The following is a 24,796-nucleotide window of genomic DNA, read 5'->3' as shown; positions in this document are numbered from 1 at the left end:
ATGCCTGGAGGAACTCGATGAAGAGTCGCACGTTGCGATCCGGCCTGTCGCTGACCGAGCTCGGCTTCGGTGCCGCGCAACTCGGCAACCTCGCCCGCGTCACCACCGACGACGAGGCGGCGGGTGCCGTCGCGGCGGCGTACGACCGCGGCATCCGGTACTTCGACACGGCGCCGCACTACGGGCTCGGGCTCTCCGAACGGCGGCTCGGGGCGGCGCTGGCCGCCTACCCCCGCGACGACTACGTGCTCTCCACCAAGGCCGGACGGCTCATCGTCCCGAACGAGGAGTACGACGGCCGCGCCCGGGACGATCAGGGCTTCGACGTTCCGGCCGACCTCCGCCGTCGGTTCGACCTCAGCCGCGACGGCATCCGCCGCTCGATCGACGAGAGCCTCGAGCGGCTCGGCCTCGACCGCATCGACATCGCCTACCTCCACGACCCCGACGACTACGGCCCGGAGGCGCATGCCGAGGCGATCCCCGCCCTCATCGAGCTGCGCGACGAGGGCGTCGTGCGAGCCGTCGGTGCGGGCATGAACCAGTCGGCCATGCCCACCGAGTTCGTGCTCCGCCATGACGTCGACCTGATCATGCTGGCCGGGCGCTACACGCTGCTCGAGCAGGGCGCCCTCGAGGACCTGCTGCCCGCTGCGAGCGAGCGCGGGGTCGCCATCGTGGCGGCCGGCGTCTACAACTCGGGGCTGCTCTCACGACCGCGACCGCCCGCCGACGCACGCTACGACTACGCCCAGGCGCCTGCCGAGGTCATCGCGAGGGCCAACGAGATCGCCGACGTGTGCGAGTCGTTCGGGGTGACCCTGCCCGAGGCCGCGCTGGCCTTCCCGCTGCGGCATCCGAGCGTCGTCTCCGTGGTGGTGGGCATGCGCACGGCCGACCAGGTCGAGCAGGCCGTCGAGCGGGTCGGTGCCGAGGTGCCCGACGAGCTGTGGTCGACGCTGGCCGAGCGCGGGCTGCTGCGCGATGCCTGACGGCTCAGGAGCCGGCGGCCTCGCCGGAGTCGGCGCCCCCGGCGGCCTCGCCCGACTGCGCATCGCCTCGGTCACGCAGCGCCGCACCGGGCTCTCCGCCGTCGACGATCTCGGGCGCGGACTCGTCGAGGTGGGCGGCCGTGTACTCCTCGACGCCGAGCACGTGCACCATCATGCGGATGCGGGCCCGGTCGGGGTCGTGCGCCGCGAGCGCGGCGAGGATCGCCCGGTGCTCCTGCTGCGTCGAGTGCACGGCGTCGTGCTGGTGGATCGCGCGCCAGAGGCGGGCCCGCGCGGTGCGGCTCACGAGCGCATCGATGATCGCGGCGAACGCGGGATTGCCGCTGGCGGTCGCGATGAGCCGGTGGAAGTCGGTGTCGACGTCGATGGTGGCCTCGAGGTCGATGCGCTCGTCGGTGAGCAGCGACTCGCCGCGGTCGAGGATGCGGCCGGCCTCGGCCAGGTCGTCATCGCTGATGCGCAGCGCCGCGTGCGCCGCCGCCTCGGGCTCGAGCACGCGGCGCACGCCGAGCAGGTGCACGTTGTTCTCGGGGCTCTGCAGTTCGGCGAGCATGCCGAGCGGCTCGAAGAGCCGGCCGGGCTCGAGCGAGGTCACGTAGGTGCCGTCGCCCTGCCTGGTCTCGAGGATGCCGAGGATCACGAGCGCCCGAACGCCCTCGCGCAGTGGTCCGCGCGAGACGCCGAGCCGCTCGCCGAGGTCACGCTCCACGGGCAGCCGGGACCCTGCGACCAGCTCGCCACTCGTGATCATCTGACGGATGCCGTCGATCACGACCTGGGCGCGCGAGCGCGCCGGGCCGCCGTCGGAGGTCTTCTCGCTCGTCATGGCCACAGCCTAGGCGAACGGGCGACATCCGCCCTCGAATTCATCAGATCTTTGGAGGAGGCCGCATGACCGGGGTCATCGACGCGCACCAGCACGTGTGGAACCTCGAGCGGGCCGACTACGCCTGGCTCACCCCTGAGGCCGGGGTGCTGCACCGCACGATCGAGATGGACGAGGTGATGCCGGAGTTCACGGCCGCGGGCGTCGTCGGAACCGTGCTCGTGCAGTCGGCCGACAACGACGAGGACACCGAGCACATGTTCGAGGTCGCGGGCCGCCACCCCGTCGTGCACGGCATCGTCGGCTACGTGCCGCTGCACGATCCGGCCCGCGCCGCGGAACGCCTCGAGGAGCTCCGACGGCGGCCGCTCTTCCGCGGGGTGCGCAACCTGATCCACGACCGGCCCGACCCGAACTGGCTCCGCCGGCCCGACGTCGACGAGACGCTGGGCCTGCTCGCGGCGGCGGGCGTGCCCTTCGACGTCGTCGGCGTGCTGCCCGAGCACCTCGAGGCGGTGCTCGGGATCTCCGAGCGGCATCCGGAGCTCGACCTCGTCCTCGACCACCTCAACAAGCCGCCCATCGGCCTGGCCGTGCCGGGCGATGACGCGTGGGAGCCCTGGGCCTCCCTCATCGCACGGGTTGCCGAGAACCCGCGGGTGCACGGCAAGGTGTCGGGGCTCTACGCCGCCACCGGGGACCCAGCCTCCTGGACGGTCGAGCAGGTGCGACCGGTCCTCGACCACGCGCTCGAGGCCTTCGGCCCCGACCGGCTCATGTACGGCGGCGACTGGCCCGTCTCGCTCATCGCGGGCGGGTACGCCCACGTCTGGCAGGGGCTCTCCGAGCTCCTCGCCGACCTCACCGTCGCCGAGCGCGACGCCATCCTCGCGGGAACCGCCCGCAGGTTCTACACCCTCCCAGAATCGGAGCCCCTCGATGACTGACCAGTTCACGTTGGCTCGACTGGGCGACGCGGGCCACGAGGTCCCCGTCGTCCGCGTCGGTGCACGCACCCTCGACGCGCGATCGCTCACGGCCGACTTCGACGGCGCGTTCTTCGCCGCCGACGGTGTCGCCCGCATCGCGGCCGCGCTCGACTCGCTGCCCGACCTCGACGGCGATGCGACCGGCCTGCGCGTCGGCGCCCCCATCGCGGCGCCGGGCAAGGTCGTCTGCATCGGGCTGAACTACCGCGACCACGCCGAGGAGACCGGTGCCGCGCTGCCGGCCGAGCCGGTCGTCTTCATGAAGGACCCGTCGACCGTGGTCGGCCCCTTCGACGACGTGCTGATTCCGCGCAACTCGACGAAGACCGACTGGGAGGTCGAGCTCGGCGTCGTCATCGGCACGACGGCGCGCTACCTCGCATCGCCCGACGAGGCGCTCGCCCATGTCGCCGGCTATGCGGTCTCGCACGACGTGTCGGAGCGCGAGTTCCAGCTCGAGCGCGGCGGCCAGTGGGACAAGGGCAAGAGCTGCGAGACGTTCAACCCGCTCGGCCCCGTGCTGGTGCCCGCTTCCGACGTCGCCGACCCGCAGGCGCTCGGCCTGCGCCTCTGGGTCAACGGCGAGATCCGGCAGAACGGCACGAGCGCCGACATGCTCTTCTCCGTCGCGCACGTGATCTGGTACCTCAGCCAGTTCATGGTGCTGCGCCCGGGCGACCTCATCAACACCGGCACGCCCGCGGGCGTCGCGCTCGGCATCGAGGGCAACCCGTACCTGCGAGCCGGCGATACGGTCGAGCTCGAGATCGACGGCCTCGGCCGGGCGAGCCAGTCCATGGTGCAGGCATGAGCGCCGCCGCCGAGTTCGACGGCCTCGTCGCGATCGTGACGGGCGGGGCATCCGGCATCGGCCTCGCGACGGCGAAGGAGTTCGTCGAGCGCGGCGCCACCGTGGCCGTGCTCGACCGCACTCTCGACGGACTGCCCGAGCCGCTGCACGGATTCACGGCGGATGTCACGGACCGGGCCTCGATCGAGCGGGCCGTTGCCGAGGTCGCCGAACGCCTGGGCGGCATCGACGTCGTCGTGAACAACGCGGGCATCAGCGCGGTCGGCACCGTCGCCGAGAACGACGACGCCGAGTGGGCGCGCGTGCTCGACGTCAACGTCATCGGCATGGCGCGCGTGACGGCCGCGGCACTCCCGTGGCTGCGACGCTCGGAGGCGGCATCCGTCGTCAACGTCAGCTCGATCGCGGCGTTGAACGGGCTGCCCCAGCGGGCCCTGTACTCGGCGTCGAAGGGCGCGGTGCTCGCGTTGACCTACGCGATGGCCACCGACCACGTCGCCGAGGGCATCCGCGTCAACTGCGTGTGCCCGGGTACGGTGCACACCCCCTTCGTCGACCGGATGCTGCAGGGCTTCGCCGATCCCGTCGCCGAGCGGGCGGCGCTCGACGCCCGTCAGGCCACCGGCCGGATGGTCGCGCCCGAGGAGGTCGCGGCGGCGATCGCCTACCTCGCGAGCCCGCGCTCGGTCTCCACGACGGGCACAGCGCTCGACGTCGACGGCGGCGTCTCGCACCTGCGTCCGCGACCCGCGGGAGCGCGCTCGTGAAGCGGCTCGCCTCGGTCATCGGCCTGCCTGCCGAGCACCGCGAGGAGTACGAGCGCCTGCACGCCGAGGTGTGGCCGGCGGTGCTCGAGCGCCTCACCGCCAGCAACGTCCGCAACTACTCGATCTACCGGCACGGCGAGGTGCTGTTCTCGTACATGGAGTACGTCGGCGACGACCTCGAGGCCGACATGGCGGCGATCGCCGCGGACCCCGAGACGCAGCGCTGGTGGTCGGTGTGCGAGCCGCTGCAGCGGCCCTTCGCCGAACGGGCCGCAGGCGAGTGGTGGATGGAGCTCCCCGAGGTCTTCCACCTCGACTGAGCGGATGCCTCTGCGCCCGTGGCGACGCATCGGTGCGGCGCTCGCGGGCAGGAAGTGCCCGAGGTCGCGCCGCGTGCGCGGTCGGCCGAATTCCGGAGACTCGCGGCGACGCGCCGCGTTCGTCGGCGCTCTCGCGGCGTGTCGCGCGTGATCTCCGGAATACCGCTCTCCGGAGGGGGCCGGCCCGGGCGGCCGGCACGGCATGATGTGGGTATGGCCACCGACATCCCCGGCATGACCGTGATGCCCGCCCCCCAGTTCGTCATGAGCACCAACGGGCGGCGCATCGCGACCTACTCGTGGGGCGCGGACGATGCGACGCCCGTGCTGCTCGTGCACGGCTTCGCCTCGAGCGCGCGCGACAACTGGGTCAACACCGGCTGGGTGCGCGACCTCTCGCGGGCCGGCTACCGGGTGCTCGCGATCGACCAACGCGGCCACGGGGCGAGCGACAAGCCGTACCTCGACCTGGCCTACGCCATGGACCTCTTCGTCGAGGACATCGTCACCGTGCTCGACACCTACCTGCTCGACAGCGCGCACTACGTCGGGTACTCGCTCGGCGCCCGCGTGGGCTGGCAGGTCGCCGTCGCCCACCCCGAGCGCGTGCAGCGGGCCGTGCTCGGCGGCATCCCCGACGGTCGGCCGCTCGCACGCCTGCAGATCGACCAGGCTCGCGCGTACGCCGACCACGGAACACCCGTCGAGGACAAGGTCACGCAGAACTACGTGACGCTCACCGAGCGCGTGCCGGGCAACGACCTCAGGGCGCTCATCGCCCTCGCCGAGGGCATGCGGCTGGGCGATGCGGATCCGGATGTCGCGAACCCGCCGACGCAGCCCGTGCTGTTCGCCACGGGCAGCGAGGACGCGATCCTCGAGCGCTCACGCGCCCTGGCGGAGGCGACGCCCGGCAGCCGCTTCATCGAGCTGCCGGGGCGGCACCACTTCAACGCCCCGGTCTCGCGCGAGTTCCGGCACGGCGCCCTGGAGTTCCTCGGCGACGCCTGAGCCCGCCGACCGCTCAGACGGCGTGGATGGTCCGGTTGCTCCGGATGAGGCCGTTCGGGTCGACGCGTCGCTTCACGGCGGCGAGGCGCTCGAGCACGGCGGGCGGGTACGCGTCGGCGAGCGGCCCGGCGCCGAGCATCGAGGGCACGCCGCCGACGACGCCGTGGCGATCGGCGAGCTCGCGCAGCGGCTGCAGCGCCGCGACGGGGTCGATGGCCGGGTTCATGAGCAGCACTCCGGCGTTGAGCAGCAGCGGCGCAGTGATCGCACCGACGGCGGCACGCTCGGCCTCGTGCTGGTCGGCGGTCGCGCCGCCCATCGCACGGAGCCCGCAGCGCATGAGCCCGTGCTCGGCGCCCGCCAGGAACGCCTCGACGAACTCCGCCGCGAACGCGTCGTCGTCGGTGCCGATGGTCGCGCCGAAGTCGGCCGTCGGCATCGGCTCGACGGGTTCGCCGGCGACGGCCGCCAATTGGCCGACGGTGAACGTCGTGAGTGCGTTCGTGATGGGCTCGGCCACCGAGAGCAGTCGCTCGGCGATGGCCGAGCCGCTCGCCTCGTCGCCCACGTGCACGAGCATGACCGATGCCACGGTGCGGCCCCGCAGGTGCGGCGGCATGACGGGGAGGTCGGGGAAGCGCATCATGCCGATGTCGAGTCCCAATTCCGGCTCGTCGCGCGCGAGTGCGAACGCCGCGGAGATGACGGGTACGGCGGCCTCTTCGGCGTAGACCAGGCTGCCGCCGAAAAGGGTGTCCGCCGGATGCAGCGCGAGCTCGATCGCCGTGACCACCCCGAAGAGGCCGCCGCCGCCGCGCAGGGCCCAGATGAGCGACACGTCGTCGTCGACGTCGGACACGCGCTGCAGCTCGCCGGACGCGTCGACGAACTCGACCGCGAGGATCGACCGGGCCGTCAGCCCATGACGCCGGCTGAACAGCGAGTGACCGCCGTTCAGTGCGAGGCCGACGACGTTGACCTCGGGGTTCGACCCGGCGAGGCCGACGAGGCCGGTGCCGTCGAGCGCCTGCAGCACGGGGCCCCAGTTGACGCCGGCGCCGACCCGCAGCACCCGATTCTCGACGTCGACCTCGAGCTCGTCGAAGGCCGACGGGCGGATCACGATGACCCCCTCGAGGTCGTCGGCGGCGCCGTGCCCGTTGGGCTGGGTCGTGACGCCGAGCCCGGCGGCTGCGGCCGCCGCGAGGATCGCCTGCACGTCCGCGACATCCGCCGGCACCGCGACCGCAGCCGGACGCTGGTCGATGCTGAGGTTCCACGGTGCGCGTGCGGCGTCGTACTCGGCGTCGCCCGGCAGCACGATCGTGCCGGTGAGGTTCGGTCGAAGGCCGTCGAGCACGGTTGCGCGAGCATCGGTCATGGGTGGAGCCCCTCTCATCCGTCGACCACGCTACTCGCGGCATCCGACATGGTCACGTGGTCAGGGCCGCCTCCTGCCCGACCTCGAGGCGCCGGCCGGCGAAGCGCTCGCGCATCAGCCGGTCGTGGGTGACCAGGACGACCGCACCCTCGAAGCCCGCGAGCGCCTGCTCGAGTTCGTCGACGAGTTCGGGTGCGAGGTGGTTCGTCGGTTCGTCGAGCAGCAGCACGTCGTGCGGTGAGCTCACGAGGAGCGCGAGTTCGAGCCGCCGGCGCTGCCCGTACGAGAGGCCACCGACCGGAACCCCCAGTTCGCGCCCGTGGAACAGCCCCAGCCCCATCAGGCGGTCCGCCGCGCTCGCCTCGTCGGTGCGGATGCCGCGGGCGTACGCCTCGAGCAGGGAACGCCGCCGATCGGTGCTCGGGGCCTGCTGCCGAAGGTGGCCGACCCGGCCGTGGACGCGCACCGACCCCGAGTCGGGCGCGGCCTCGCCGGCGATCGTGCGGAGCAGGCTCGTCTTGCCGACGCCGTTCGGGCCGGTGATCAGCAGCCGCTCGCCGGCGCGCAGTTCGAGGCGCTCCACGCGCACCGCGGCGACCCGGACGTCGAGGAGGGCGACGAGCGGTGGCATCGCGGCATCCGGCGTCGCGGAGGACGCCTCGAGCGGGACGGAGGTGGGGGCTCCGCGCTCGAACTCGTGCACGAACGTCAGCGGCTCCGGCGGAGGCGCGACCGGATGATCCTCGAGTCGGGCGATGCGCTCCTTCGCATTGCGGATGCGGCCCATCGCGCCGTGGTCGCGTCCGCGCGCCCGGAACTGCCCCGCACCCATGCCCGCCTTGTCGAGCTTGCGCGGAATCGCGTCGAGCCGCCCGGCATTCGATTCGACGAGCGAGCGATGTCGTGCCAGTTCCGCCGCCCACTCCTCGTGGGCGAGCCTGCGCCGCTCGCGCTCGGCTGCCTTGGCGGCGCGGTACCCGGCGTAGCCGTCGCCGTATCGGGCGACCGAGCCGGCATCGACTTCCCAGATCGTCTGCGTGAACGCCTCGAGGAAGGCGCGGTCGTGCGTGACGGCGACGACCGTGCCGCGGTGGCCGCGGAGCTGGCCCAGGAGCCAGTCCCACGCGTCGTCGTCGAGGTCGTTCGTCGGCTCGTCGAGGAGCAGGAGTTCGGCGTCGGCGGCGAGGATCGCGGCCAGCGCCGTGCGGCTCCGCTCACCGCCCGACAGCGACGTCCACGTCCGCTCGCGCCCGAGGTGCCCGACGCCGAGCTCGTGGAGCGCGGCATCCAGGCGTGCAGGCGCGCCGAAGCCGTCGCGGGCGTCGTAGCGGTCCCGCAGTTCCGCGTAGTGCTCGAGGCCGGCGTCGAGCGCGGCGGCCTCCGCGGGACTCGGGTCGGGCGTCGTCGCGAGCGTGCCGAGGGCGAGCTCGGCGTCGTGGAGCTCGTGCTCGAGGGCGCGCAACTCGCGCCAGCACAGGTCGACGGCGTCCTGGACGGTCGCCCCGTCGGGGAGTTCGACGGACTGCGGAAGCACGCTGCGACCACCGGGCGAGACGACGAGCGCCTCGCCGTCGTCGGGCTCGAGTTCACCCGCGATGAGGCGAAGCAGGGTCGACTTGCCGGCGCCGTTGTCGCCGATGAGGCCGATGCGCTCGCCCGGTCGCGCGGTGAGGTCGACGCGATCGAGCACGACGTGGTCGGCGAAGCGTCGCGTGACGGATCGAAGGGTCAGTTGTGCGGTGGTCAAGGGGACCGGCCTTCCCGCCTGTCGCCGGCTGGGTCGGCACGCCGGGACGGATGCGCCGGTGGTGGGCGCCCCGGGTGCGCCGATGCGGCGACGGGTCGATGATCTGGTGGCGTGGGCCACGGAGGTGGATTGCGCGAGGGAATCGCGAGAGATGACCGTGGAGCGGAGCTCGACGCGGTCGCCACCTACTGGAAGATCAGGGTACCCATGCCGAGGAGGTTACCCGAGTGCCGGTGCGGGGCGCAATGGTCGGACGCCCGCAGTGCAGGACATGCCGCGCCGGGGCGGTCGCCCGTGGCAGGCCCGGACATCGGTCCGGCCGGGCACCCTCGTCGGGCACCCGGCCGGAACAGGACGAGCGGTCAGGCGCCCGCGGCGTCGTACGCCACGTCGCGCACGGTCGTGACGGGCTCGCCGCCGACCAGGCCCGTCGCAGTGATCCTGACGCTGCCGGCGGGCATCGACGCGAGCCGGGTCGAGAACGAGTGGAACGCGTTCTTCCCGGGCTTCACCGCCGCGACCGTGGTGATGCCGTACGGCGTCTCGAACTCGAACGAGACCGGCGCGTCGGCCTCGTTCGTCGCCTTGACGCCGAGCTGCACCTTGCCCGCGACCACGCGGGTCGTCACGAGCGGCTCGAACTCCAGCGCCACGGCCGGGCCGAGGTCCTTCATCGGCTGGCCGGTGGCGGGGTTCGCCGGGCGGACGCGGCGATCCTCTCCGTTCACCCGCACGATGACGGGCTCCGCGTTCGGCGCACGGTCGGCGACGATGTCGTACGAGGTGACCACGCCGTCGGCCCAGGTGGCGCTCACCCCGTAGCCGCCGCGGGCGCGGAGGCCGGTGAACGACCCGGTCGCCCAGTCCTCGGGCGTCGCCGGCAGCAGCGAGATGATGCGGCCGTGGCTCTGGAGGACCATCTCGATGATGCCGCCCGGGATGCCGAAGTTGCCGTCGAGCTGGAAGGGAGGGTGGTTGCAGAACAGGTTCTCGAGCGTGTTGTAGGTGAGCAGCCCGCGGAGCATGACCTGGGCCCGGGTCGCGTCGCCGAGGCGCGCGAACAGCGCGGTGCGCCAGGCCCACGTCCACGACCGCCGGCTGTCGCCCGAGACGGTGCCCGCCGTGAACGGGACGCCCTCCTGCTCGCCGCATCGTGCCTTCAGGGAGACGAGCGCCGCCGCGGCGAACTCGGGTGTCTCGGGGGTGATCTGGCGCCCCGGGTACACCGCGAAGAGGTGCGACGTGTGCCGGTGCAGGTCCGTCGGGCTGTCGCGGTCGGCCTGCCATTCCTGCAGCTGCCCCCAGCTGCCGATCTTGTTCGGCGCGAGGCGCGACTGCATGTCGGTGACGCGAGCCCGGTACTCGGCGTCGACGTCGAGGGCCGCCGCGCACTCCCGGTAGTTCTCGAAGAGGTCCCACACCATCTGCTGGTCGTGCATGACGCCGTCCTCACGGGGGCCGTGCTCGGGCGACCAGCCGTTCGGGGCCACGAGGGTGCCGTCGGCGAGTTCCTTGAGCTCGTGCTCCCAGAACTGGCAGATCTCCTTGATCATCGGGTACGCGAGGTTCTCGAGGTAGTCGCGGTCCTGCGTGAACGCCCAGTGCTCGTAGAGGTGGAGGGCGTACCAGGCGCTGGCCACCGTGTTCCACTCCCAGGCGTTGCCGCCGAACGGCGACTGCGAGGTGCGGGCGGTCCAGCCTGGCGTGTCCTGTCCGAAGGCGTTGCGGGTGGCCACCCGGCTCGGCACGGCGACCTGCTCGATGAACCGCGCGAGGCCGAGGTGCGAGTCGCTCAGGTTGCCCGTCTCGGCGGCCCAGTAGTTCATCTGGATGTTGATGTTCGTGTGGTAGTCCGACGCCCACGCCGGCTGGTTCTGGTTGTTCCAGAGCCCCTGCAGGTTTGCGGGAAGTCCGTCGGACTTCGAGGCGCTCAGGAGCAGGTAGCGGCCGTAGTCGAACATCGCCTGCTCGAGCGTCGGGTCGGCGGCGCCCGCCTTGTAGCGGCTCAGCCGCTCGACGGTCGAGAGCTCGAGCACCGAGACATCCGTGTCGCCCCAGGTCACGACGGCGGCCGACATGAGCTCCGCGACCTGCGCGGTGTGCTCGTCGTGCAGGTCGTCGAAGGAGCGGGCGGATGCCGCGGCGAGGGCCGCGTCGATGCGGGGTCGTGGCGCGTCGCCGCGCCATCCGTCGGCTGCGCTCATCTTGTAGTCGGTCCGCGCATCGAGCAGGAGCGTGAGGGTCGTCGCCCCGGTGACGCGCAGCGTCGTCGCATCCCCGGTGACCCGACCGTCGGTGTCGGCGACCTGGGCGACCGCGGCGTAGCGCAGCCCGTTCAGCAGCGCTCCCTCGAAGCCGATGCGGCGCTCGCCGGCGCTCGCGACGACGGGGATGTTCGCCTGCCCGGACGCGATGCCGATGGTCCCGCTGAAGCCGGCGGGGTCGTCGGTCGTGTAGCGGAGCACGACGAGGTCGGCCCCACGGCTCGCGAACGCCTCCCGGAGCACGCGACCGGTGCGCAGGGCGTACCTGGTGTGGTGCAGGCCGACCGCGGTGTCGAGCGAGCGGCGGTAGTCGGCGGCGATGCGGCGCGTGCGGGTGTCGAAGCCCGCGCCGGTGAACGCGATGCCGGCCAGGTGGAAGTCGCCGGGCGCCGTGAAGGTGAGCCGGTACCTCGTGTACTCGACGGCGTTCGCGAAGGAGAACGTCTTGGCCTCGCCTCGCGCGGCGAACGCCGTGCCGCTGCGGGCGTCGAGCTGCTGCCACGTCGCGCCGTCGTTCGAGCCCTCGAGCACCCAGTCGCGCGGATCGGCGGTTGCGCCGTCGGCGGCGCTCGTGATCACGTATCCCGTGAGCGCGCGCTTCGCCGGGAGCTGCAGTTGCCAGCGGGCACCGGACCCCGCACCGGCGCCGCTGACGTGCCATGCGGTCGCGGGGTCGCCGTCGATGCTGCGGGCGAGGTCGCGGTCGTCGTCGCCCGAGTGCCCGCTCGGCGAGGTGACGTAGACGAGGTCGCCCTGTACGAGGTCGACCCCGCCGAGCGAGATCTCCGAGAGCTGGAAGTGGCTGATGCCCGCCTTCGGCACGAAGTCGAAGCGGTAGTGCGTGAAGGCGGCGGTGTTCGCGAACGTGTACGTCTTCGTCTGCTGGCGCTGCTCGAACGGCGGGCCGGAGCGGGTGTCGAGCGCGACCCAGGTCGAGCCGTCGTTCGAGCCCTGGAGCACCCACTGCTGCGGGTCGCGGTCCGGCACGTCGTTCGCGCTCGTGATGCTGTAGCTCGTCAGGGCGACGGGCGCGGTGAGGTCGGCCTGCCAGAGCACATGCGACGGCGGCCCGATGATGCACCACTTCGTGTTCGACCGGCCGTCGACCGTGTTCTGCACGCCCTCGCCGCCCGAGATCGTGTACGGGCCGCCGGGCGAACCCACCTGCGGTCCGGCGGCGAAGGTGATCTTCAGCGTGCCGAAGTCCCGGAACGAGCCGAAGCCGGTCTCGCTCGTGTCGTAGGCGCCGTCGCCCTGACCCGCGAGCGCGTTGTCGTAGTCGTTGATGCCGCCCCAGAAGCTGATCTCGCTGAACTGCACGACCTCCTGGTCGGGGTTGCCGAAGAGCATCGCGCCCATGCGCGCATTGCCGATCGGCAGGGCCTGCGTCTCCCAGTTCGTGGCCGGGATCCCGTACCAGAGCGCCTTGCGCGAGATCTCCGGCAGGGCGAGCGTGCCGGCCGCGGTGCGGAGGCCGCCGGCACGCAGGGGCGCGGCCGCGGCGGGCGAGGCTCCGCCCAGCAGGCCTGGCACGAATGGGGCGAGGGCGGCGACGCTGCCCAGTTGCAGCACACTGCGCCGGTCGAGTTGGTGATCGAGCATCTGACAAGAACCTCCAGGACGTCTTTGGTCTGGTGTCTCGGGTCTCCGGACGGTAGGTTTGCCGGTATTCGCCGATTCGGTGCCATCCTGCCGCATTAAACATCGGATGTATAGACCTCGTTGCTCGGGTCGGCGTGCGCGTGCGGCATCCGCTCACGACGTCGGCGCCGACGGACGCGGCGGCCCGCAGGGCGGCCGGTCCGGCGGTTGCTCGGCGGCTCGCGCGGCGAGCGGGCTCAGGCGAGCCACGTACGCTTGGGGCGCCAGATCCCCGACGCGCGGCATCCGCTCGTCGTCGCCCGAGAGGACCCCCGTGAGCCTGATCCGCCTGAACGACGTGAGCATCGAGTTCGACGGGCGCACGGTGCTGAAGGAGGCCTTCCTCAAGCTCAAGCAGGGCGACCGCGTCGGACTCATCGGCAAGAACGGCACCGGCAAGACCAGCTTCCTCGAGGTCGTGCTCGGCCGCCGCGACCCGAGCGCCGGCACCCGCGACGTCACCCTCGGCACGACCATCGGGTACTTCTCGCAGTTCTCCGAGCTCGACGGCGAGCAGAGCATCCAGGAGACGCTGAGCGCGCACTTCACCGACGTCCACGAGACGCAGGCCCGCCTCGACGAGATCGGGACGGCGCTCGCCGAACCCGTGGACGAGGCCGAGATGACCCGCCTGCTCACCGAGCAGGGCGAGCTCTTCGAGCGCATGGACCACGTCGGCGGCTGGACCTACGAGACCACGATCGACACCGTGCTCACGCGCCTCGGCTTCGACGAGGAGCGTCGCACCCTGCCGGTCGGCCGGTTGTCGGGCGGATGGCGCAACCGCGCCGCGCTCGCGCAGATCCTCGTGCAGGCGCCCGACGTGCTCCTGCTCGACGAGCCGACGAACTTCCTCGACCTCGACGGCGTGAAGTGGGTCGAGAACTGGCTCGCCTCGTTCGCCGGCGCGGTGCTCGTCGTCTCCCACGACCGGCAGTTCCTCGACGGGGTCGTCACCCGCATCGTCGAGATCGAGAACTACCGCCTCCAGGAGTACGAGGGCGACTACTCGGCCTACGTGCACGCGAAGCAGTCGCGGCTGAAGATGCTCGAGAAGCAGTTCGCCCATGAGGAGGAGCTGCTGGCCTACGAGCAGGCCGCCTCGGCCGCCCGTCGGGAGGCCGCACGCAATCCCTCGAACGCCGTCGCCCGCCGGCTCGCCGACATCAAGAAGCGGCAGGCGCCGCGGCCGATCGACCAGATCATCACGGGCATCTACGAGGGGCTGCGGGTCAGCAACGACCTGCTCACCGTCACCGGGCTCTCGAAGGGGTTCGGCGGCTCGCCGCTGTTCGAGAACCTGACCTTCGACGTGCACCGCGGCGACCGGGTCGCCGTGCTCGGCTCGAACGGCTCCGGCAAGTCGACGCTGCTCGACGTGCTCACCGAGGAGACCGAGGCGGATGCCGGGAGCGTGCGCTGGGCGAAGGGGGCGCGGTACGTCTCGTACAACCGGGTCTACGCCGAGCTCGACCTCGAGGACACCGTGGGGCACGCGGTGAACGCCTACCCCGACTCCCTCGCCTTCACCGCGACGAAGAAGAGCGTGAACCGGTTCCTCGCGATGCTGCAGTTCTCCGAGGCCGACCTGAAGCAGAAGATCGGAACACTCTCGGGCGGCCAGCGGGCGAGGGTCGCGATCGCGCAGTGCCTGCTGTCGGGCGCCGCCGTGATCGTGCTCGACGAGCCCACGAACCACCTCGACATCACCTCGACGCAGGTCATGGAGCGGGCGCTGACCCACTTCCCTGGCGCCGTCATCGTCGTCAGCCACGACCGCTTCTTCGTCGACAAGCTCGCCGACCGGCTGCTCGTCTTCGAGGGCGGCGGACGCGTGCGCGAGACGCCGGCGACCGGAGCGCTCTGACCCTGGGATCGTCGGCGGGAGACTGACCCGAACGTGGGCATAGCGCCGCGTGAGAGCGCTCCACTACCGTGTTGTCCATCGACACGTCGCCCTCCGCACTCCTCGGCCGTGCCGGCGAACTCGAACGTCTCGCCGAGCTCGTCGGCGGTGCGCGCAACCGCAGGGGCGCCGCGCTCGTGGTGCGCGGCGAGCCCGGCATCGGCAAGACGGCGCTGCTCGACGAGGCAACGCGCGCGGCCGCCGGGGTGAGGGTCGTCCGTGCCGACGGCTTCGAGGCGGAGTCGGCGATGCCGTACGCGGCCCTGCAACGGCTCGGCACCCCGTTCGCCGCGCTCATCCGCGACCTGCCCGGCCCGCAGGCCTCCGCCCTGCGCATCGCTGCGGGACTCGATGCGGGGCCGCCGCCCGACCGCTACCTGGTCGGCCTCGGCATGCTCTCGCTCCTCGCCGCGGCGGCCGAACGCGAGCCCGTCGTCTGCGTGGTGGACGACGCGCACCTCCTCGACCCGGAGTCGCTCGAGGTCCTCGCGTTCGTCGCACGTCGCCTCGAGGCCGAGTCCGTCGCGCTCCTGCTCGGCATGCGGCCGGAGCCGAGAGCCGATGTGGCGGCCGCCGGCGTGCCCGTGCTCGACCTCGCCGGGCTCGACGCGCCGACCGCCGTCGCCCTGCTCAACCGTTCGGCCGCCGACCCGGTCGACCCGTACCTCGCCACCCGGTTCGCCGAGGAGACCGGCGGCAACCCGCTCGCACTGATCGACCTCGCCCTCGAGTTCTCGGCGCAACAGCTCACCGACCACTCGCTCGCCGTCGGCCCGGTGCCCATCGGGCTGCGGCTGGAGTCCGTGTACCTCCGGGCCGTCGACGCGCTGCCGACCGAGACGCGGCGCTGGCTCGACATCGCCGCCGCGGAGTCCACCGGCGATCCGACGCTGATCGACGGTGCCGCCCGTGTGCTCGGGGTCACGGTCGACGCCCCGGGGCCCGCGGAGCGGGCGGGCCTCGCCACGGTGCGGGACCGCGTGCGCTTCCGGCATCCGCTCGTTCGCGCCGCCGTCTACAACGCCATCCCCGCCGGGGAGCGCCGGGCCGTGCACGCGGCGCTCGGCGGCGTCGCCGATGCCGCGGGCCGCCATGACCTCGCCGTCTGGCATGCCGCGGAGGCCACGGTCGGCATCGACGGCGAGGTCGCCGACCGGTTGGAAGCGGTGGCGGATGCCGCGGGCGGGCGCGGCGGCACCGCGTCCCGTGCGCGCCTCCTCGCCAGGGCGGCCGAGCTGTCACCGGCCGGTCCCGTCCGCTCGGGGCGACTCCTCGCGGCGGCCGAGGCCGCGGCGAGCGCGGGCGCCGCCCAACTGGCGCGCGAGCTCCTGGATCGCCTCGAAGGCGACGCCCTCGACCCCGTCAGCGCCGGGCGGGTCGCCCAGCTCCGAGCGCTCATCGCCATCTTCGTCGCCGATCGGGAGCGCATCCTCACCGGACCCTCGACGATGCTCCGGGCGGCCGAGCTCTTCCACGGCATCGTGCCCGCGCTCGAGCAGCGGGCCCTCGTCTGGGCGTTCGACCTCACGCTGACGGTCGAGTGGGCGATCGAGGGGGTCACGCTTCCGGAACTCGGGCAGCGTCTCGCGGCCGGCGTCGACGTGGCCGGCGGTCCGCTCTCCATCGCCCTCCGCGGACTCAGCGCTCACATCCTCCTGCCCTACGAGCAGGCCGTGCCCGTCATGCGCGACGCCCTGGACATGCTGTTCGAGCTCGACGAGGAGGCGCTGCTGGAGATCGGCACCTTCGGCGTCGCATTGAGCATGGCGCTCTGGGACGAACAGGCGTGCGTGAGGCTCCTCGAACGCATCGCCGGGGCGGCCCGTTCGCGAGGACGTCTGCGCGACCTCGACACGGTGCTGTGGCTGCTCGGGCTCATCGAACTGGTCAGGGGCGACCCTGCGGCATCCGGTCGGTACATCGACGACGTCCGGGAACTGCGGCACGCCATCGGCTACGACGCCGAGCAGGTCGTGAACGGCTCCTACCTCGCGTGGGCCGGCGCGCCCGTCCCGCAGGTGGAGGCGATCGCCGAGGCCGTGCTCGGCACCGGGTTCGCGGGGGCCTGGACGATCGCGATGATGGGCCTGAGCGTCCGCGCGATCGCGGACGGGCACTACCGCGATGCCTTCGAACGCCTGCGACCGATGATCGAGCGACCGTTCCTCCAGGTGACGTACCAGCAGATGCCCGAGTACATCGAAGCGGGGGTCCGCAGCGGAAGGGCCGACGACGTGAGGGCCTCGCACGCGCGGCTGGCGGAGTTCGCCGCCCACTCGGGCACGCCTTGGATCCGCGGCCTGGCCGCGCGTGGCTCAGCACTGCTGGCAGCCGACGAGGAGGCGGAAGCCCTCTACGTCGAATCGATCGGGCACCTCGCGGAGTCCACCGTGATCGGCGAACTCGGGCGCGCCCACCTCCTCTACGGCGAGTGGTTGCGGCGCATGAAGCGACGGCGGGAGGCACGCCAGGAGCTCCGTGCCGCGCTGGACATCTTCGAGCGCGTGGCCGCCCCCGCGTTCGCCGCCAGGGCCCGCCGTGAACTCGAGGCGACCGGTGAGCGCGTCGCGCCCCGCCAGCCGGGCGGCGCGGCCGACGACGGCCTCACCCCGCAGGAGGAGACGGTCGCCCGGCTCGCCGCCGCGGGCCGCACCAACGCCGAGATCGGCGCCGAGCTGTTCATCAGTGCGAACACCGTCGACTACCACCTGCGCAAGGTGTTCCGGAAGCTCGGCATCACCTCCCGACGGCAGCTCGCCGAGCACACCTCCGAGGGCTGACCTCGCGACTACGCGCACCACGTGGTTCGGCTCGGGGGCGCCTGGCGCGAGCATCGAGGCATCCGCGAATCGCGAACCGCGCGACTCGCCCGCTCCCGGGAGGCGCCCATGCCCTACGTCACCGCCGATGACGGCGCGCAGATCTTCTACAAGGACTGGGGCACGAGCGGCACGCCCGTGCTGCTGAGCCACGGCTGGCCGCTGAACGCCGACGCCTGGGAGGCCGCGGCGCTCTTCCTCGCCGAGCAGGGCCACCGCGCGATCGCCCATGACCGGCGCGGCCACGGCCGATCGAGCCAGACGTGGAACGGCAACGAGATGGACACCTACGCCGACGACCTCGCGTGCCTCATCGACCACCTCGACCTCACCGAGCTCACGCTCGTCGGCCACTCCACCGGCGGCGGCGAGATCGCGCACTACGTGGGCCGCCACGGTTCCGCCCGCGTCGCGAGGCTCGTGCTCGTCTCGGCGGTGCCGCCGCTGATGCTCGCGACCGAGGACAACCCGGGCGGGCTGCCGATCGCCGTGTTCGACGGCATCCGTGCCGGCGAGGCATCCGACCGCTCACAGCTCTACCGCGACCTCGCCGACGGGCCGTTCTTCGGCCACAACCGCAACAACGACATCTCGCAGGGCGTGCGCGACGCGTTCTGGCTGCAGAGCATGGCGTGCGGGCACCGAGCGGCTTACGAGTGCATCGCCGCCTTCTCGGCCACCGACTTCCGGCCCGACCTCGCGAAGATCGACGTGCCGACGCTCGTGATCCATGGCGACGACGACCAGATCGTCCCCTTCGCGGTGGGCGGGGAGCGCTCGGCCGACCTCATCGACGGGGCCACGCTGCTCGTCTACGAGGGCGGGGCCCACGGCCTGCCCGACACCGACCGCGAGCGACTCCACGCCGACCTGCTCGCGTTCATCGATTCCTGACCGAGCGGATGCCGCGGGCCCGCCTCGCCGCATCCGCTCGCCCTGCTCGTTCGCACCGCCCACCTCGACGAAAGGACCACGCCATGACCGACCAGACACCACCCCCTGCGCCCGACCCCGCCGCCCCCGACACGATCGTGCTCGTGCACGGCCTCTGGATGACCCCGCGCAGCTGGCGGGGCTGGAAGGAGCGCTTCGAGGCGCAGGGCTACACCGTGCTCACGCCCGCCTACCCGGGCTTCGAGGTCGAGGTGGAGGCGCTGCGCGAGGACCCAGACGTCATCGCGAAGCTCACCGTACCCGAGACCGTCGACCACCTCGCCGCGCAGATCGAGGCGCTGCCGACGCCGCCCATCATCATGGGGCACTCGTTCGGCGGCACGCTCACCCAGCTGCTGCTCGCCCGCGGGCTCGGCGCGGCGGGCGTGGTCGTCGACTCGGCGCCGACGGAGGGGGTGCGGGTCACGCCGCTCTCGCAGGCGAAGTCGCTGTTCCCGGCATTGAAGAACCCCGCGAACCTCCACCGGGCCGTCGCCTTCACCCCGGAGGAGTTCCACTACGCGTTCGCGAACACGCTCTCGCGCGAGGACTCGGATGCCGCGTGGCAGGAGTTCACGATCCCCGCCCCGGGCAATTGGATCTGGGCCTACGGACTGCTCGCGAACTTCACGCCGGGCAAGCAGGAGACCTGGGTGGACTACGCCGCCGACCGCGCGCCGCTGCTGTTCATCGGCGGCGAGAAGGACCACATCATGCCGCCGTCGGTGAACAGGTCGAACGCCAAGCACTACGCGAAGTCGCCCGCGCTCACCGAGTACGTCGAGTTCCCGGGCCGCTCGCACTGGATCTGCGCCGAGCCCGGCTGGGAGGAGGTCGCCGACCACGCCCTCGACTGGGCGCTCGCCCACGCGCGATCCTCCGTCGCGGCCGGAGCGTAGCGGGGCGAGCCGGGCGGGGCATAGTCTCGCGACCATGAAGCTGACGCGCATCGGCGGGCCGACTGTGCTCGTGGACCTCGATGGGTGGCGGCTGCTCGTCGACCCGACCTTCGACCGCGCCGGGCGTCACTACGAGTTCGGCTGGGGCACGGGCTCCACGAAGACCGGCGACCCCGCGCTCACCGTCGACGAGCTGGGGCCGATCGACGTGGCCCTCGTCAGCCACGACCATCATGCCGACAACCTCGACGACGCCGGTCGGGCCATGCTGCCGTCGGCCGGCGCCGTGCTCACCACGAAGAGCGGCGCCGGCCGGCTGGCCCCCTCGCTGGAGGCCGCGCGGCTGCACGGCCTCGTGCCGGGGGAGTCGGTGACCCTCCCGCCGCCTCGGCCGGGCCTGCCCACGCTCGTGATCTCGGCGACGCCGTGCCGGCACGGTCCGCCGCTGACCCGCGCGATCGTCGGCGACGTCGTCGGGTTCGCCGTGCGCCGGCAGGGAGAGGAGCGCGTGGCGCTCTGGATCACGGGGGACACCGTGCCCTTCGCAGCGCTGCACCGCACGGCGGAGGAACTCGACGTCGACGTGCTGCTCGCGAACGTCGGCGGCGTGCGATTCGGCATCACCGGCCCGCTGCGCTTCACGATGACCGGTCGCGAGGCCGTCGAGCTCGTCGGCGTCGCGGCCCCTCGGGTCGCCGTGTTCGCGCACTACGACGGGTGGTCGCACTTCGTCGACGGCGAGCAGGGGCTCCGCGACGCGATCGATGGGGCCGAGGCATCCGTGCACGATCGAGCCAGGTGGCTCACCGACGGGGTGGCCGTCGAGGTGTGAGCTCGGCGGCGGCGGCGGTGGTGGCGGCGGTGGCGGCGGGCGGGGCGTCGGCTCCGTCATTGGAGCGGAGGAGTGCGCTCGCAGGCGAGGCGTAACCTGGCCGACTCATCCGGCTGTGAGAATTCTCCGGTGCCCGAACTCGTGATCGCCCCCGGAGACCTCGCCGACCCGCGCGTGCTGCGCCTGCTCGAGGACCACCTCGCGGACATGCACGCCACCTCGCCCGCCGAGAGCGTGCACGCCCTCGACGTGTCGGGCCTGTCGGACTCCGCCGTCACGTTCTGGGCGGTGTCCGACGGTGAGGACGTGCTCGGCTGCGTCGCGCTCAAGGAGCTCGCGCCCGACCACGGCGAGCTCAAGTCGATGCGAGCGGATGCCGCGGCCCGCGGTCGTGGCCTCGGACGACGCCTGCTCGAGCACGTGCTCGACGAAGCGAGAGCCCGAGGGTACGCGCGCATCAGCCTCGAGACGGGCACCGAGCCGTTCTTCGCTCCCGCCCGCTCGCTCTACGAGAAGGCCGGCTTCGTCGAGTGCCCGCCCTTCGGCGACTACGCGCTCGATCCGAACAGCGTCTTCTACACGCTGGAGCTCGCCGCGCGCGACTGAGCTGTCGTCGCGTGCGGGCGTTCGCGTCGGCCCCTGAGTGCCGATTCGGCGCCGGAGTGCGGATTCCCGAGCGCCGATTCGGCACGTGGCGGCCGATTCGGCACTCGGGCGCCGATCCGGGCGAGATGGCGAGCCCGACGCGCGGCATGATGGGGCGATGGACGACGACCGTTCCGCGGCATCCGACCCTCCCGTGCACGACCGACGAGGAGAGCTGCTCGTCGAGGCGAGGGATGCCGCGTCCCGCCGCCGCCCGGCGCAGCTGCTCGCGCAGTGGGCGGACGACTCGCTCGTCGTCCCGTCGGCCGTGGACCTGCGCACGAGCGTGGCGCTCGACGCGCTCGCGCTCGCCGCGGCATCCGACCACGAGGCGCTGCTCCTCTCGCCGGTCGCGCCGCTCGGGGCGACCTCCGTGCTGGGGCCGACCTCGCAGGACCGCGTGCTGTCGACGATCCGGCCGGTCGAGGTGGTGTCGGATCCCACGAACGTCCTGGCGCTCGAGGCGGCGGCACGGATTCGGCGCTCGCCCGACGAGGAGGTGCGCCTCTGCACCGTGCACCAGACGCTGCGGATGCAGCCGGCGCCGGCCGGCCGTGCCCGAACGCGCCACTTCCGGATGTTCGCGATGGCCGACGCCGGCCGCGCGCGTGCCGACGACGGCTTCGAGGTCGCGGCCGTCATGCGCCAGCTCGGTGCCTACCGGCGGCTGCTCGAGGCGGCGGCCGCAGCGGGTCTCGGCGCCGGCGATCGGCCGCGGGCGATCGTGCGCGCCGACGACGGACACGCCGTGCTCGGCGATCGGGTGGCCGCCGCGATCGCAGCTGCCTGGCCGGGGGTCGAGATCGTGCGCGAGGCCCTCGCGAACGCCGCCTACTACGACGGCCTTCGCGTCGGGTACGGCGTGCACCGCCGCGGCGGTGATTCGGCCACGTTCGTCGAACTCGTCGATCTCGGCCGCTTCGACTGGGTCGGGCAGCTCACGAGCGACCGCCGGAACCGCCTCATGGCGAGCGCCATCGGCATCCAGCTGCTGCCGCTGCTGTTCGCCTGACGGGTGCTGTCGGCGTCGCGCCCGCCTCGTCCTGCCCCGACCTGCGCTGTTCTACCCCGCCGGGGCGACGCGTCGCCCGCGCGGCGCCGCCCCGCCGAGGCGACGCGCCGTGGGCGCACCACCGAGGGGGGGGGGGGGGGGGGGGGGCCGGGGGGGGGGGGGGGGCGCCCGGGGCCGGCGGCGGGGGGGGGGGGGGGGGGGGGGGGGGGGGGGGGTGGGGGGGGGGCCGGGGGGGGGGGGGGGGGGGGGGGGCCGGGGGGCCCCCCCCCCCGACCCAGGATGTGTCAGTTCCGGTCGAGGATGCCGCGGGCTTCGTCGGCCGCCTTCGAGAGGGCCTCCTCGGCGGAGAGTTCGCCGCGCAGCGCCGACTGGACGTACGGCGCGAGCGCGGCCATGACCTGTCGTGCCGCGGGGTTCGGCTCGCCCGGGATGGCGAACTCGAGCGCCGCTTCGAGCGTCTCGTAGTCGGCGCCCTCACCCGGGGCCGGCACGTCGGTGCGGCTCGAGAAGTTGCCCGACGCAACGCTGAGCTCCGTCTGGAACGCCTTGGAGGAGAGATACGACAGCACGGCGTAGGCGGCCTCGCGGTTCTCCTGCTTGTTGATCGACGTGAGTGCCATCAGGCCGGGGTTGCCGAACGTCGCCTGGATCTCGTCCTCGAACGGGAGCGCGACCTCGACGCCCTCGCCACCGACTGCGGTGCGCAGGGGCTCGATCTCGGCGGGCAGGCCGTTGGTGTGGATGCCGACCTTCCCGGCGGCCCACGGCGAGCCCTCGATCGTGATCGACGCGGTCGCCGAGTCGGCGGGCAGGCCGCCCATCTCCTGCAGGTCGACGAGGAACTCGAGCGCGTTCACGCCCTCCTTCGAGTCGAAGGCGACGTCGGTGCCGTCCTCGGTGAAGACGGTGCCGCCGGCCTGCCACAGGAAGGGGTAGAACGAGAGGTTCAACGTCTGCTCGGTCGTGCCGGCGTAGTCCATCACGGCGATGCCCTGCTCGGCCAGCACGGGTGCCGCATCGAGCACCTGGTCCCACGTCGTGGGGATATCGAGTCCGGCGTCGGCGAACACCTTCGTGTTGACGACGTTGGTGGCGATGTTCTGGAAGATCGGGACGCCGTAGACCTCGCCGTCGAAGGTGCCGGCCTCGATCGTCGACGGGTAGAAGACGTCGGCGTCCTCGATCGCGTCGTCGACCGGCAGCACGCCGCCCACGTTGAGGTAGGTGGCGGCCATGTCGGGGGTGACGAGGGCGATGTCGGGGCCAGAGTTCGCGGCGAGTGCCGCGGAGATCTGCTCGTCCCGCTTGGCGAACGGCTGCAGTTCGATCGTGAGGTCGACACCCGGGTTCTCGGCCTCGAAGTCCTTCTCGGCGTCGGCCCAGAACGCCTTGCTGGCGGCCTCGTCCTTGATCACGGGGTACATCCACATCGTCACCTCGCCGGTGACCTCGCCGTCGGCGGCAGGGGCGGTCGAGGCGTTGCCCGAGGAGCAGGCGGTGAGCGCGAGCGCGCCGGCGGCGGCGACCGCCGCGAGCCGGAGGTGTCGTCTGGTCATGCTGTTCTCGCTTTCTTGGTGGTCCGGAAGCCTCGTCGGTTCCGGGTCGGGTTCGTGGGTCAGGGGAGTACGGGTTCCAGCTCGATCGCGGCGGCCTCCTCGAGCGTGGCGATCGCGAGCCGGTGGCGGCTGGGTTCGGGGGTCGGGTCGAGCAGCGGATCGCGGGTGTCGCGCATCCAGCCCAGCAGGGCCGCGGCCAGCGCGGAGAAGGCCGCACGTTGCGCCGCGTCGTCGACGACATTGGCCGTTTCCTCGGGATCGGTACGGAGGTCGTAGAGCTCGACGACCGCACTCGTGCCGATCGTCGGTCCGGTGAGATCCGCGGGCAGGCTCCGGTGCACCCACGACTGCGTCGGATCCATCGCCCGAGGAGCGTTCGAGAAGTTCACGATCAGCTTGTGCGTCCGGGATCGTACCGACCGTTTCGGGTCGTAGTAGGTGTGATAGCTGAGCTGGCCGAACGCGTGCGCCCTGGCATGCGCTCCGGTCTCGACGACCGGCACGAGGCTGTTGCCGGCGACGGAGGCCTGGTCCGGAAGGCCGAGCAGTTCGAAGAGCGTGGGCAGGACGTCGACATGGCTCACGAGTTCATCGATCCGGCGTGCGGCCCATCCCTCGCGTCCAGGCACCCGGACGAGCAGGGCGACGCCCGTTCCCGCGTCGTAGAGCGTGCACTTGGCACGCGGAAGGGCGAGCCCGTGGTCGGTGGTGAAGACGACCACGGTGCTGTCGTCGAGGCCGAGTGCGGTGAGCCGGCGGAGCACGCGGCCGACCCCCTCGTCCATGGCGCGGACCGCGCCCTGGAGTTCGGCGATCTCCGTTCGCGCACCCTCGTCGTCCCTGAGGAAGGGCGGCACGGTGATGCCGCGGCTGCGGTCGGGTTCGACGTGGTCTCCGAGGAAACCCATGACGCCGACGGGGTCGCGCTCCGACGGCGAGCGGTGCGGTTCGGTGAAGCCGACCTGCAGGTAGAACGGCGTTCCTGCGGCGGCCGCTGCCTCGAGGGCGTCGACGGCCCGTTCGGCGACGATGTCGCGGTCACCGCCGGTGCGGACCCGGTCGAAGCCGAGTCGTGCGGCGACCTCGTGATCGGGCAGGGTCCTGGATTCGTGATGCACGCCGACGAGTTCGGTGCGGTATCCGACCGTGCGCAGCCGGTGGGCGACATGGGTGGAGGGGTCGTGGAGATCCCATCCGAAGGGCTCGTGGGTCAGTCCGAGCACGCCGTTCTGCTGCGGGTAGGTGCCGGTGAACAACGACGCCCGCGCGGGACTGCAGTGCGGTGCGGTCGAGAAGGCCTGCTCGAACACGGTGGACTCGGCGGCGAGCGCGTCCAGGTTCGGGGTCGAGACCGTTTCGACCCCGTAGGTCCCGAGGAAGCGGCCGAGGTCGTGGCAGTGGATGATCAGGACGTTGCGGTGCAT

At 72.3% G+C, this 24,796-nt stretch carries 19 protein-coding genes; 13 read left to right on the top strand and 6 right to left on the bottom strand.

From position 1 onward, the window contains the following. Window positions 1-17 precede the first annotated feature (17 nt). The gene (locus GQQ95_RS01550; protein WP_157425860.1) at window positions 18-992 is read left to right on the top strand and encodes an aldo/keto reductase; all 975 of its coding nucleotides are present in this window, start codon (window positions 18-20) and stop codon (window positions 990-992) included. A 4-nt stretch (window positions 993-996) separates the two neighbouring features. Here GQQ95_RS01550 and GQQ95_RS01545 read toward each other — a convergent pair whose 3' ends face one another. Beyond that, entirely contained in the window at window positions 997-1,839 is an 843-nt protein-coding gene (locus GQQ95_RS01545; protein WP_157425859.1) for a FadR/GntR family transcriptional regulator, read from the bottom strand. A gap of 65 nt (window positions 1,840-1,904) precedes the next feature. Here GQQ95_RS01545 and GQQ95_RS01540 point away from each other — a divergent pair, with 65 nt between their 5' ends. The 5 genes from GQQ95_RS01540 to GQQ95_RS01520 all read left to right on the top strand — a co-directional run bounded on the left by GQQ95_RS01540 (window position 1,905) and on the right by GQQ95_RS01520 (window position 5,737). Then, the gene (locus tag GQQ95_RS01540) at window positions 1,905-2,786 is read left to right on the top strand and encodes an amidohydrolase family protein (RefSeq protein WP_157425858.1); all 882 of its coding nucleotides are present in this window, start codon (window positions 1,905-1,907) and stop codon (window positions 2,784-2,786) included. Continuing rightward, window positions 2,779-3,639, top strand: coding sequence for a fumarylacetoacetate hydrolase family protein (locus tag GQQ95_RS01535; RefSeq protein WP_157425857.1), 861 nt, complete (start codon window positions 2,779-2,781; stop codon window positions 3,637-3,639). The genes GQQ95_RS01540 and GQQ95_RS01535 overlap by 8 nt, the downstream gene beginning before the upstream one ends. Next, on the top strand, window positions 3,636-4,406 hold the full coding sequence (locus GQQ95_RS01530) for an SDR family NAD(P)-dependent oxidoreductase (protein WP_157425856.1): 771 nt from the start codon (window positions 3,636-3,638) through the stop codon (window positions 4,404-4,406). The genes GQQ95_RS01535 and GQQ95_RS01530 overlap by 4 nt, the downstream gene beginning before the upstream one ends. Continuing rightward, on the top strand, window positions 4,403-4,726 hold the full coding sequence (locus GQQ95_RS01525) for an L-rhamnose mutarotase (RefSeq protein WP_157425855.1): 324 nt from the start codon (window positions 4,403-4,405) through the stop codon (window positions 4,724-4,726). The genes GQQ95_RS01530 and GQQ95_RS01525 overlap by 4 nt, the downstream gene beginning before the upstream one ends. A gap of 213 nt (window positions 4,727-4,939) precedes the next feature. Then, on the top strand, window positions 4,940-5,737 hold the full coding sequence (locus GQQ95_RS01520) for an alpha/beta fold hydrolase (protein ID WP_157425854.1): 798 nt from the start codon (window positions 4,940-4,942) through the stop codon (window positions 5,735-5,737). A gap of 13 nt (window positions 5,738-5,750) precedes the next feature. Here the strand turns inward: GQQ95_RS01520 and GQQ95_RS01515 are convergent, their stop codons facing one another. From GQQ95_RS01515 to GQQ95_RS01505, 3 genes are all read right to left on the bottom strand, one after another. Next, window positions 5,751-7,118, bottom strand: coding sequence for an FAD-binding oxidoreductase (locus GQQ95_RS01515; RefSeq protein WP_170296923.1), 1,368 nt, complete (start codon window positions 7,116-7,118; stop codon window positions 5,751-5,753). A gap of 52 nt (window positions 7,119-7,170) precedes the next feature. Next, on the bottom strand, window positions 7,171-8,865 hold the full coding sequence (gene abc-f, locus GQQ95_RS01510; protein ID WP_157425852.1) for a ribosomal protection-like ABC-F family protein: 1,695 nt from the start codon (window positions 8,863-8,865) through the stop codon (window positions 7,171-7,173). Window positions 8,866-9,227: 362 nt separating this feature from the next. After that, the gene (locus tag GQQ95_RS01505) at window positions 9,228-12,731 is read right to left on the bottom strand and encodes a glycosyl hydrolase family 95 catalytic domain-containing protein (protein WP_157425851.1); all 3,504 of its coding nucleotides are present in this window, start codon (window positions 12,729-12,731) and stop codon (window positions 9,228-9,230) included. A 313-nt stretch (window positions 12,732-13,044) separates the two neighbouring features. On the opposite strand from GQQ95_RS01505, the gene GQQ95_RS01500 reads away from it, so the two are divergent. The 7 genes from GQQ95_RS01500 to GQQ95_RS01470 all read left to right on the top strand — a co-directional run bounded on the left by GQQ95_RS01500 (window position 13,045) and on the right by GQQ95_RS01470 (window position 21,816). Then, complete coding sequence (locus tag GQQ95_RS01500) at window positions 13,045-14,637, top strand: ABC-F family ATP-binding cassette domain-containing protein (RefSeq protein ID WP_157425850.1); 1,593 nt, start codon at window positions 13,045-13,047, stop codon at window positions 14,635-14,637. A gap of 71 nt (window positions 14,638-14,708) precedes the next feature. Further along, the gene (locus GQQ95_RS01495) at window positions 14,709-17,456 is read left to right on the top strand and encodes a helix-turn-helix transcriptional regulator (protein WP_246205134.1); all 2,748 of its coding nucleotides are present in this window, start codon (window positions 14,709-14,711) and stop codon (window positions 17,454-17,456) included. Window positions 17,457-17,564: 108 nt separating this feature from the next. Next, complete coding sequence (locus GQQ95_RS01490; RefSeq protein ID WP_157425849.1) at window positions 17,565-18,389, top strand: alpha/beta fold hydrolase; 825 nt, start codon at window positions 17,565-17,567, stop codon at window positions 18,387-18,389. A gap of 83 nt (window positions 18,390-18,472) precedes the next feature. Then, window positions 18,473-19,327, top strand: coding sequence for an alpha/beta hydrolase (locus GQQ95_RS01485; protein ID WP_157425848.1), 855 nt, complete (start codon window positions 18,473-18,475; stop codon window positions 19,325-19,327). 34 nt (window positions 19,328-19,361) lie between these two features. Then, window positions 19,362-20,159: an MBL fold metallo-hydrolase gene (locus tag GQQ95_RS01480; protein WP_157425847.1), complete on the top strand. Its 798-nt coding sequence runs from the start codon at window positions 19,362-19,364 to the stop codon at window positions 20,157-20,159. Window positions 20,160-20,288: 129 nt separating this feature from the next. Next, entirely contained in the window at window positions 20,289-20,765 is a 477-nt protein-coding gene (locus tag GQQ95_RS01475) for a GNAT family N-acetyltransferase (RefSeq protein WP_246205133.1), read from the top strand. A gap of 157 nt (window positions 20,766-20,922) precedes the next feature. Further along, window positions 20,923-21,816 (top strand): hypothetical protein, encoded by an 894-nt coding sequence (locus GQQ95_RS01470; protein WP_157425846.1) that lies wholly within the window; start codon window positions 20,923-20,925, stop codon window positions 21,814-21,816. 284 nt (window positions 21,817-22,100) lie between these two features. Here the strand turns inward: GQQ95_RS01470 and GQQ95_RS01460 are convergent, their stop codons facing one another. Continuing rightward, the gene (locus tag GQQ95_RS01460; RefSeq protein ID WP_157425845.1) at window positions 22,101-23,372 is read right to left on the bottom strand and encodes an extracellular solute-binding protein; all 1,272 of its coding nucleotides are present in this window, start codon (window positions 23,370-23,372) and stop codon (window positions 22,101-22,103) included. Between the two features lie 59 nt (window positions 23,373-23,431). Beyond that, window positions 23,432-24,796, bottom strand: coding sequence for a sulfatase family protein (locus tag GQQ95_RS01455; RefSeq protein WP_157425844.1), 1,365 nt, complete (start codon window positions 24,794-24,796; stop codon window positions 23,432-23,434).

Origin of the sequence: Agromyces salentinus, from assembly GCF_009749395.1 — a bacterium.
In the GTDB taxonomy this organism is placed as follows: domain Bacteria; phylum Actinomycetota; class Actinomycetes; order Actinomycetales; family Microbacteriaceae; genus Agromyces; species Agromyces salentinus.
The sequence above is the reverse complement of the archived record's forward strand: the minus strand, read 5'-3'. Positions and strand labels throughout refer to the sequence as shown.

Bases quoted from the DNA above. Each gene is read 5' to 3' on its own strand.
- GQQ95_RS01550 (WP_157425860.1), top strand. From the start codon at position 18: ATGAAGAGTCGCACGTTGCGATCCGGCCTGTCGCTGACCGAGCTCGGC.
- GQQ95_RS01545 (WP_157425859.1), bottom strand. From the start codon at position 1,839: ATGACGAGCGAGAAGACCTCCGACGGCGGCCCGGCGCGCTCGCGCGCC.
- GQQ95_RS01540 (WP_157425858.1), top strand. From the start codon at position 1,905: ATGACCGGGGTCATCGACGCGCACCAGCACGTGTGGAACCTCGAGCGG.
- GQQ95_RS01535 (WP_157425857.1), top strand. From the start codon at position 2,779: ATGACTGACCAGTTCACGTTGGCTCGACTGGGCGACGCGGGCCACGAG.
- GQQ95_RS01530 (WP_157425856.1), top strand. From the start codon at position 3,636: ATGAGCGCCGCCGCCGAGTTCGACGGCCTCGTCGCGATCGTGACGGGC.
- GQQ95_RS01520 (WP_157425854.1), top strand. From the start codon at position 4,940: ATGGCCACCGACATCCCCGGCATGACCGTGATGCCCGCCCCCCAGTTC.
- GQQ95_RS01515 (WP_170296923.1), bottom strand. From the start codon at position 7,118: ATGACCGATGCTCGCGCAACCGTGCTCGACGGCCTTCGACCGAACCTC.
- GQQ95_RS01505 (WP_157425851.1), bottom strand. From the start codon at position 12,731: ATGCTCGATCACCAACTCGACCGGCGCAGTGTGCTGCAACTGGGCAGC.
- GQQ95_RS01490 (WP_157425849.1), top strand. From the start codon at position 17,565: ATGCCCTACGTCACCGCCGATGACGGCGCGCAGATCTTCTACAAGGAC.
- GQQ95_RS01485 (WP_157425848.1), top strand. From the start codon at position 18,473: ATGACCGACCAGACACCACCCCCTGCGCCCGACCCCGCCGCCCCCGAC.
- GQQ95_RS01480 (WP_157425847.1), top strand. From the start codon at position 19,362: ATGAAGCTGACGCGCATCGGCGGGCCGACTGTGCTCGTGGACCTCGAT.
- GQQ95_RS01470 (WP_157425846.1), top strand. From the start codon at position 20,923: ATGGACGACGACCGTTCCGCGGCATCCGACCCTCCCGTGCACGACCGA.
- GQQ95_RS01460 (WP_157425845.1), bottom strand. From the start codon at position 23,372: ATGACCAGACGACACCTCCGGCTCGCGGCGGTCGCCGCCGCCGGCGCG.
- GQQ95_RS01455 (WP_157425844.1), bottom strand. From the start codon at position 24,796: ATGCACCGCAACGTCCTGATCATCCACTGCCACGACCTCGGCCGCTTC.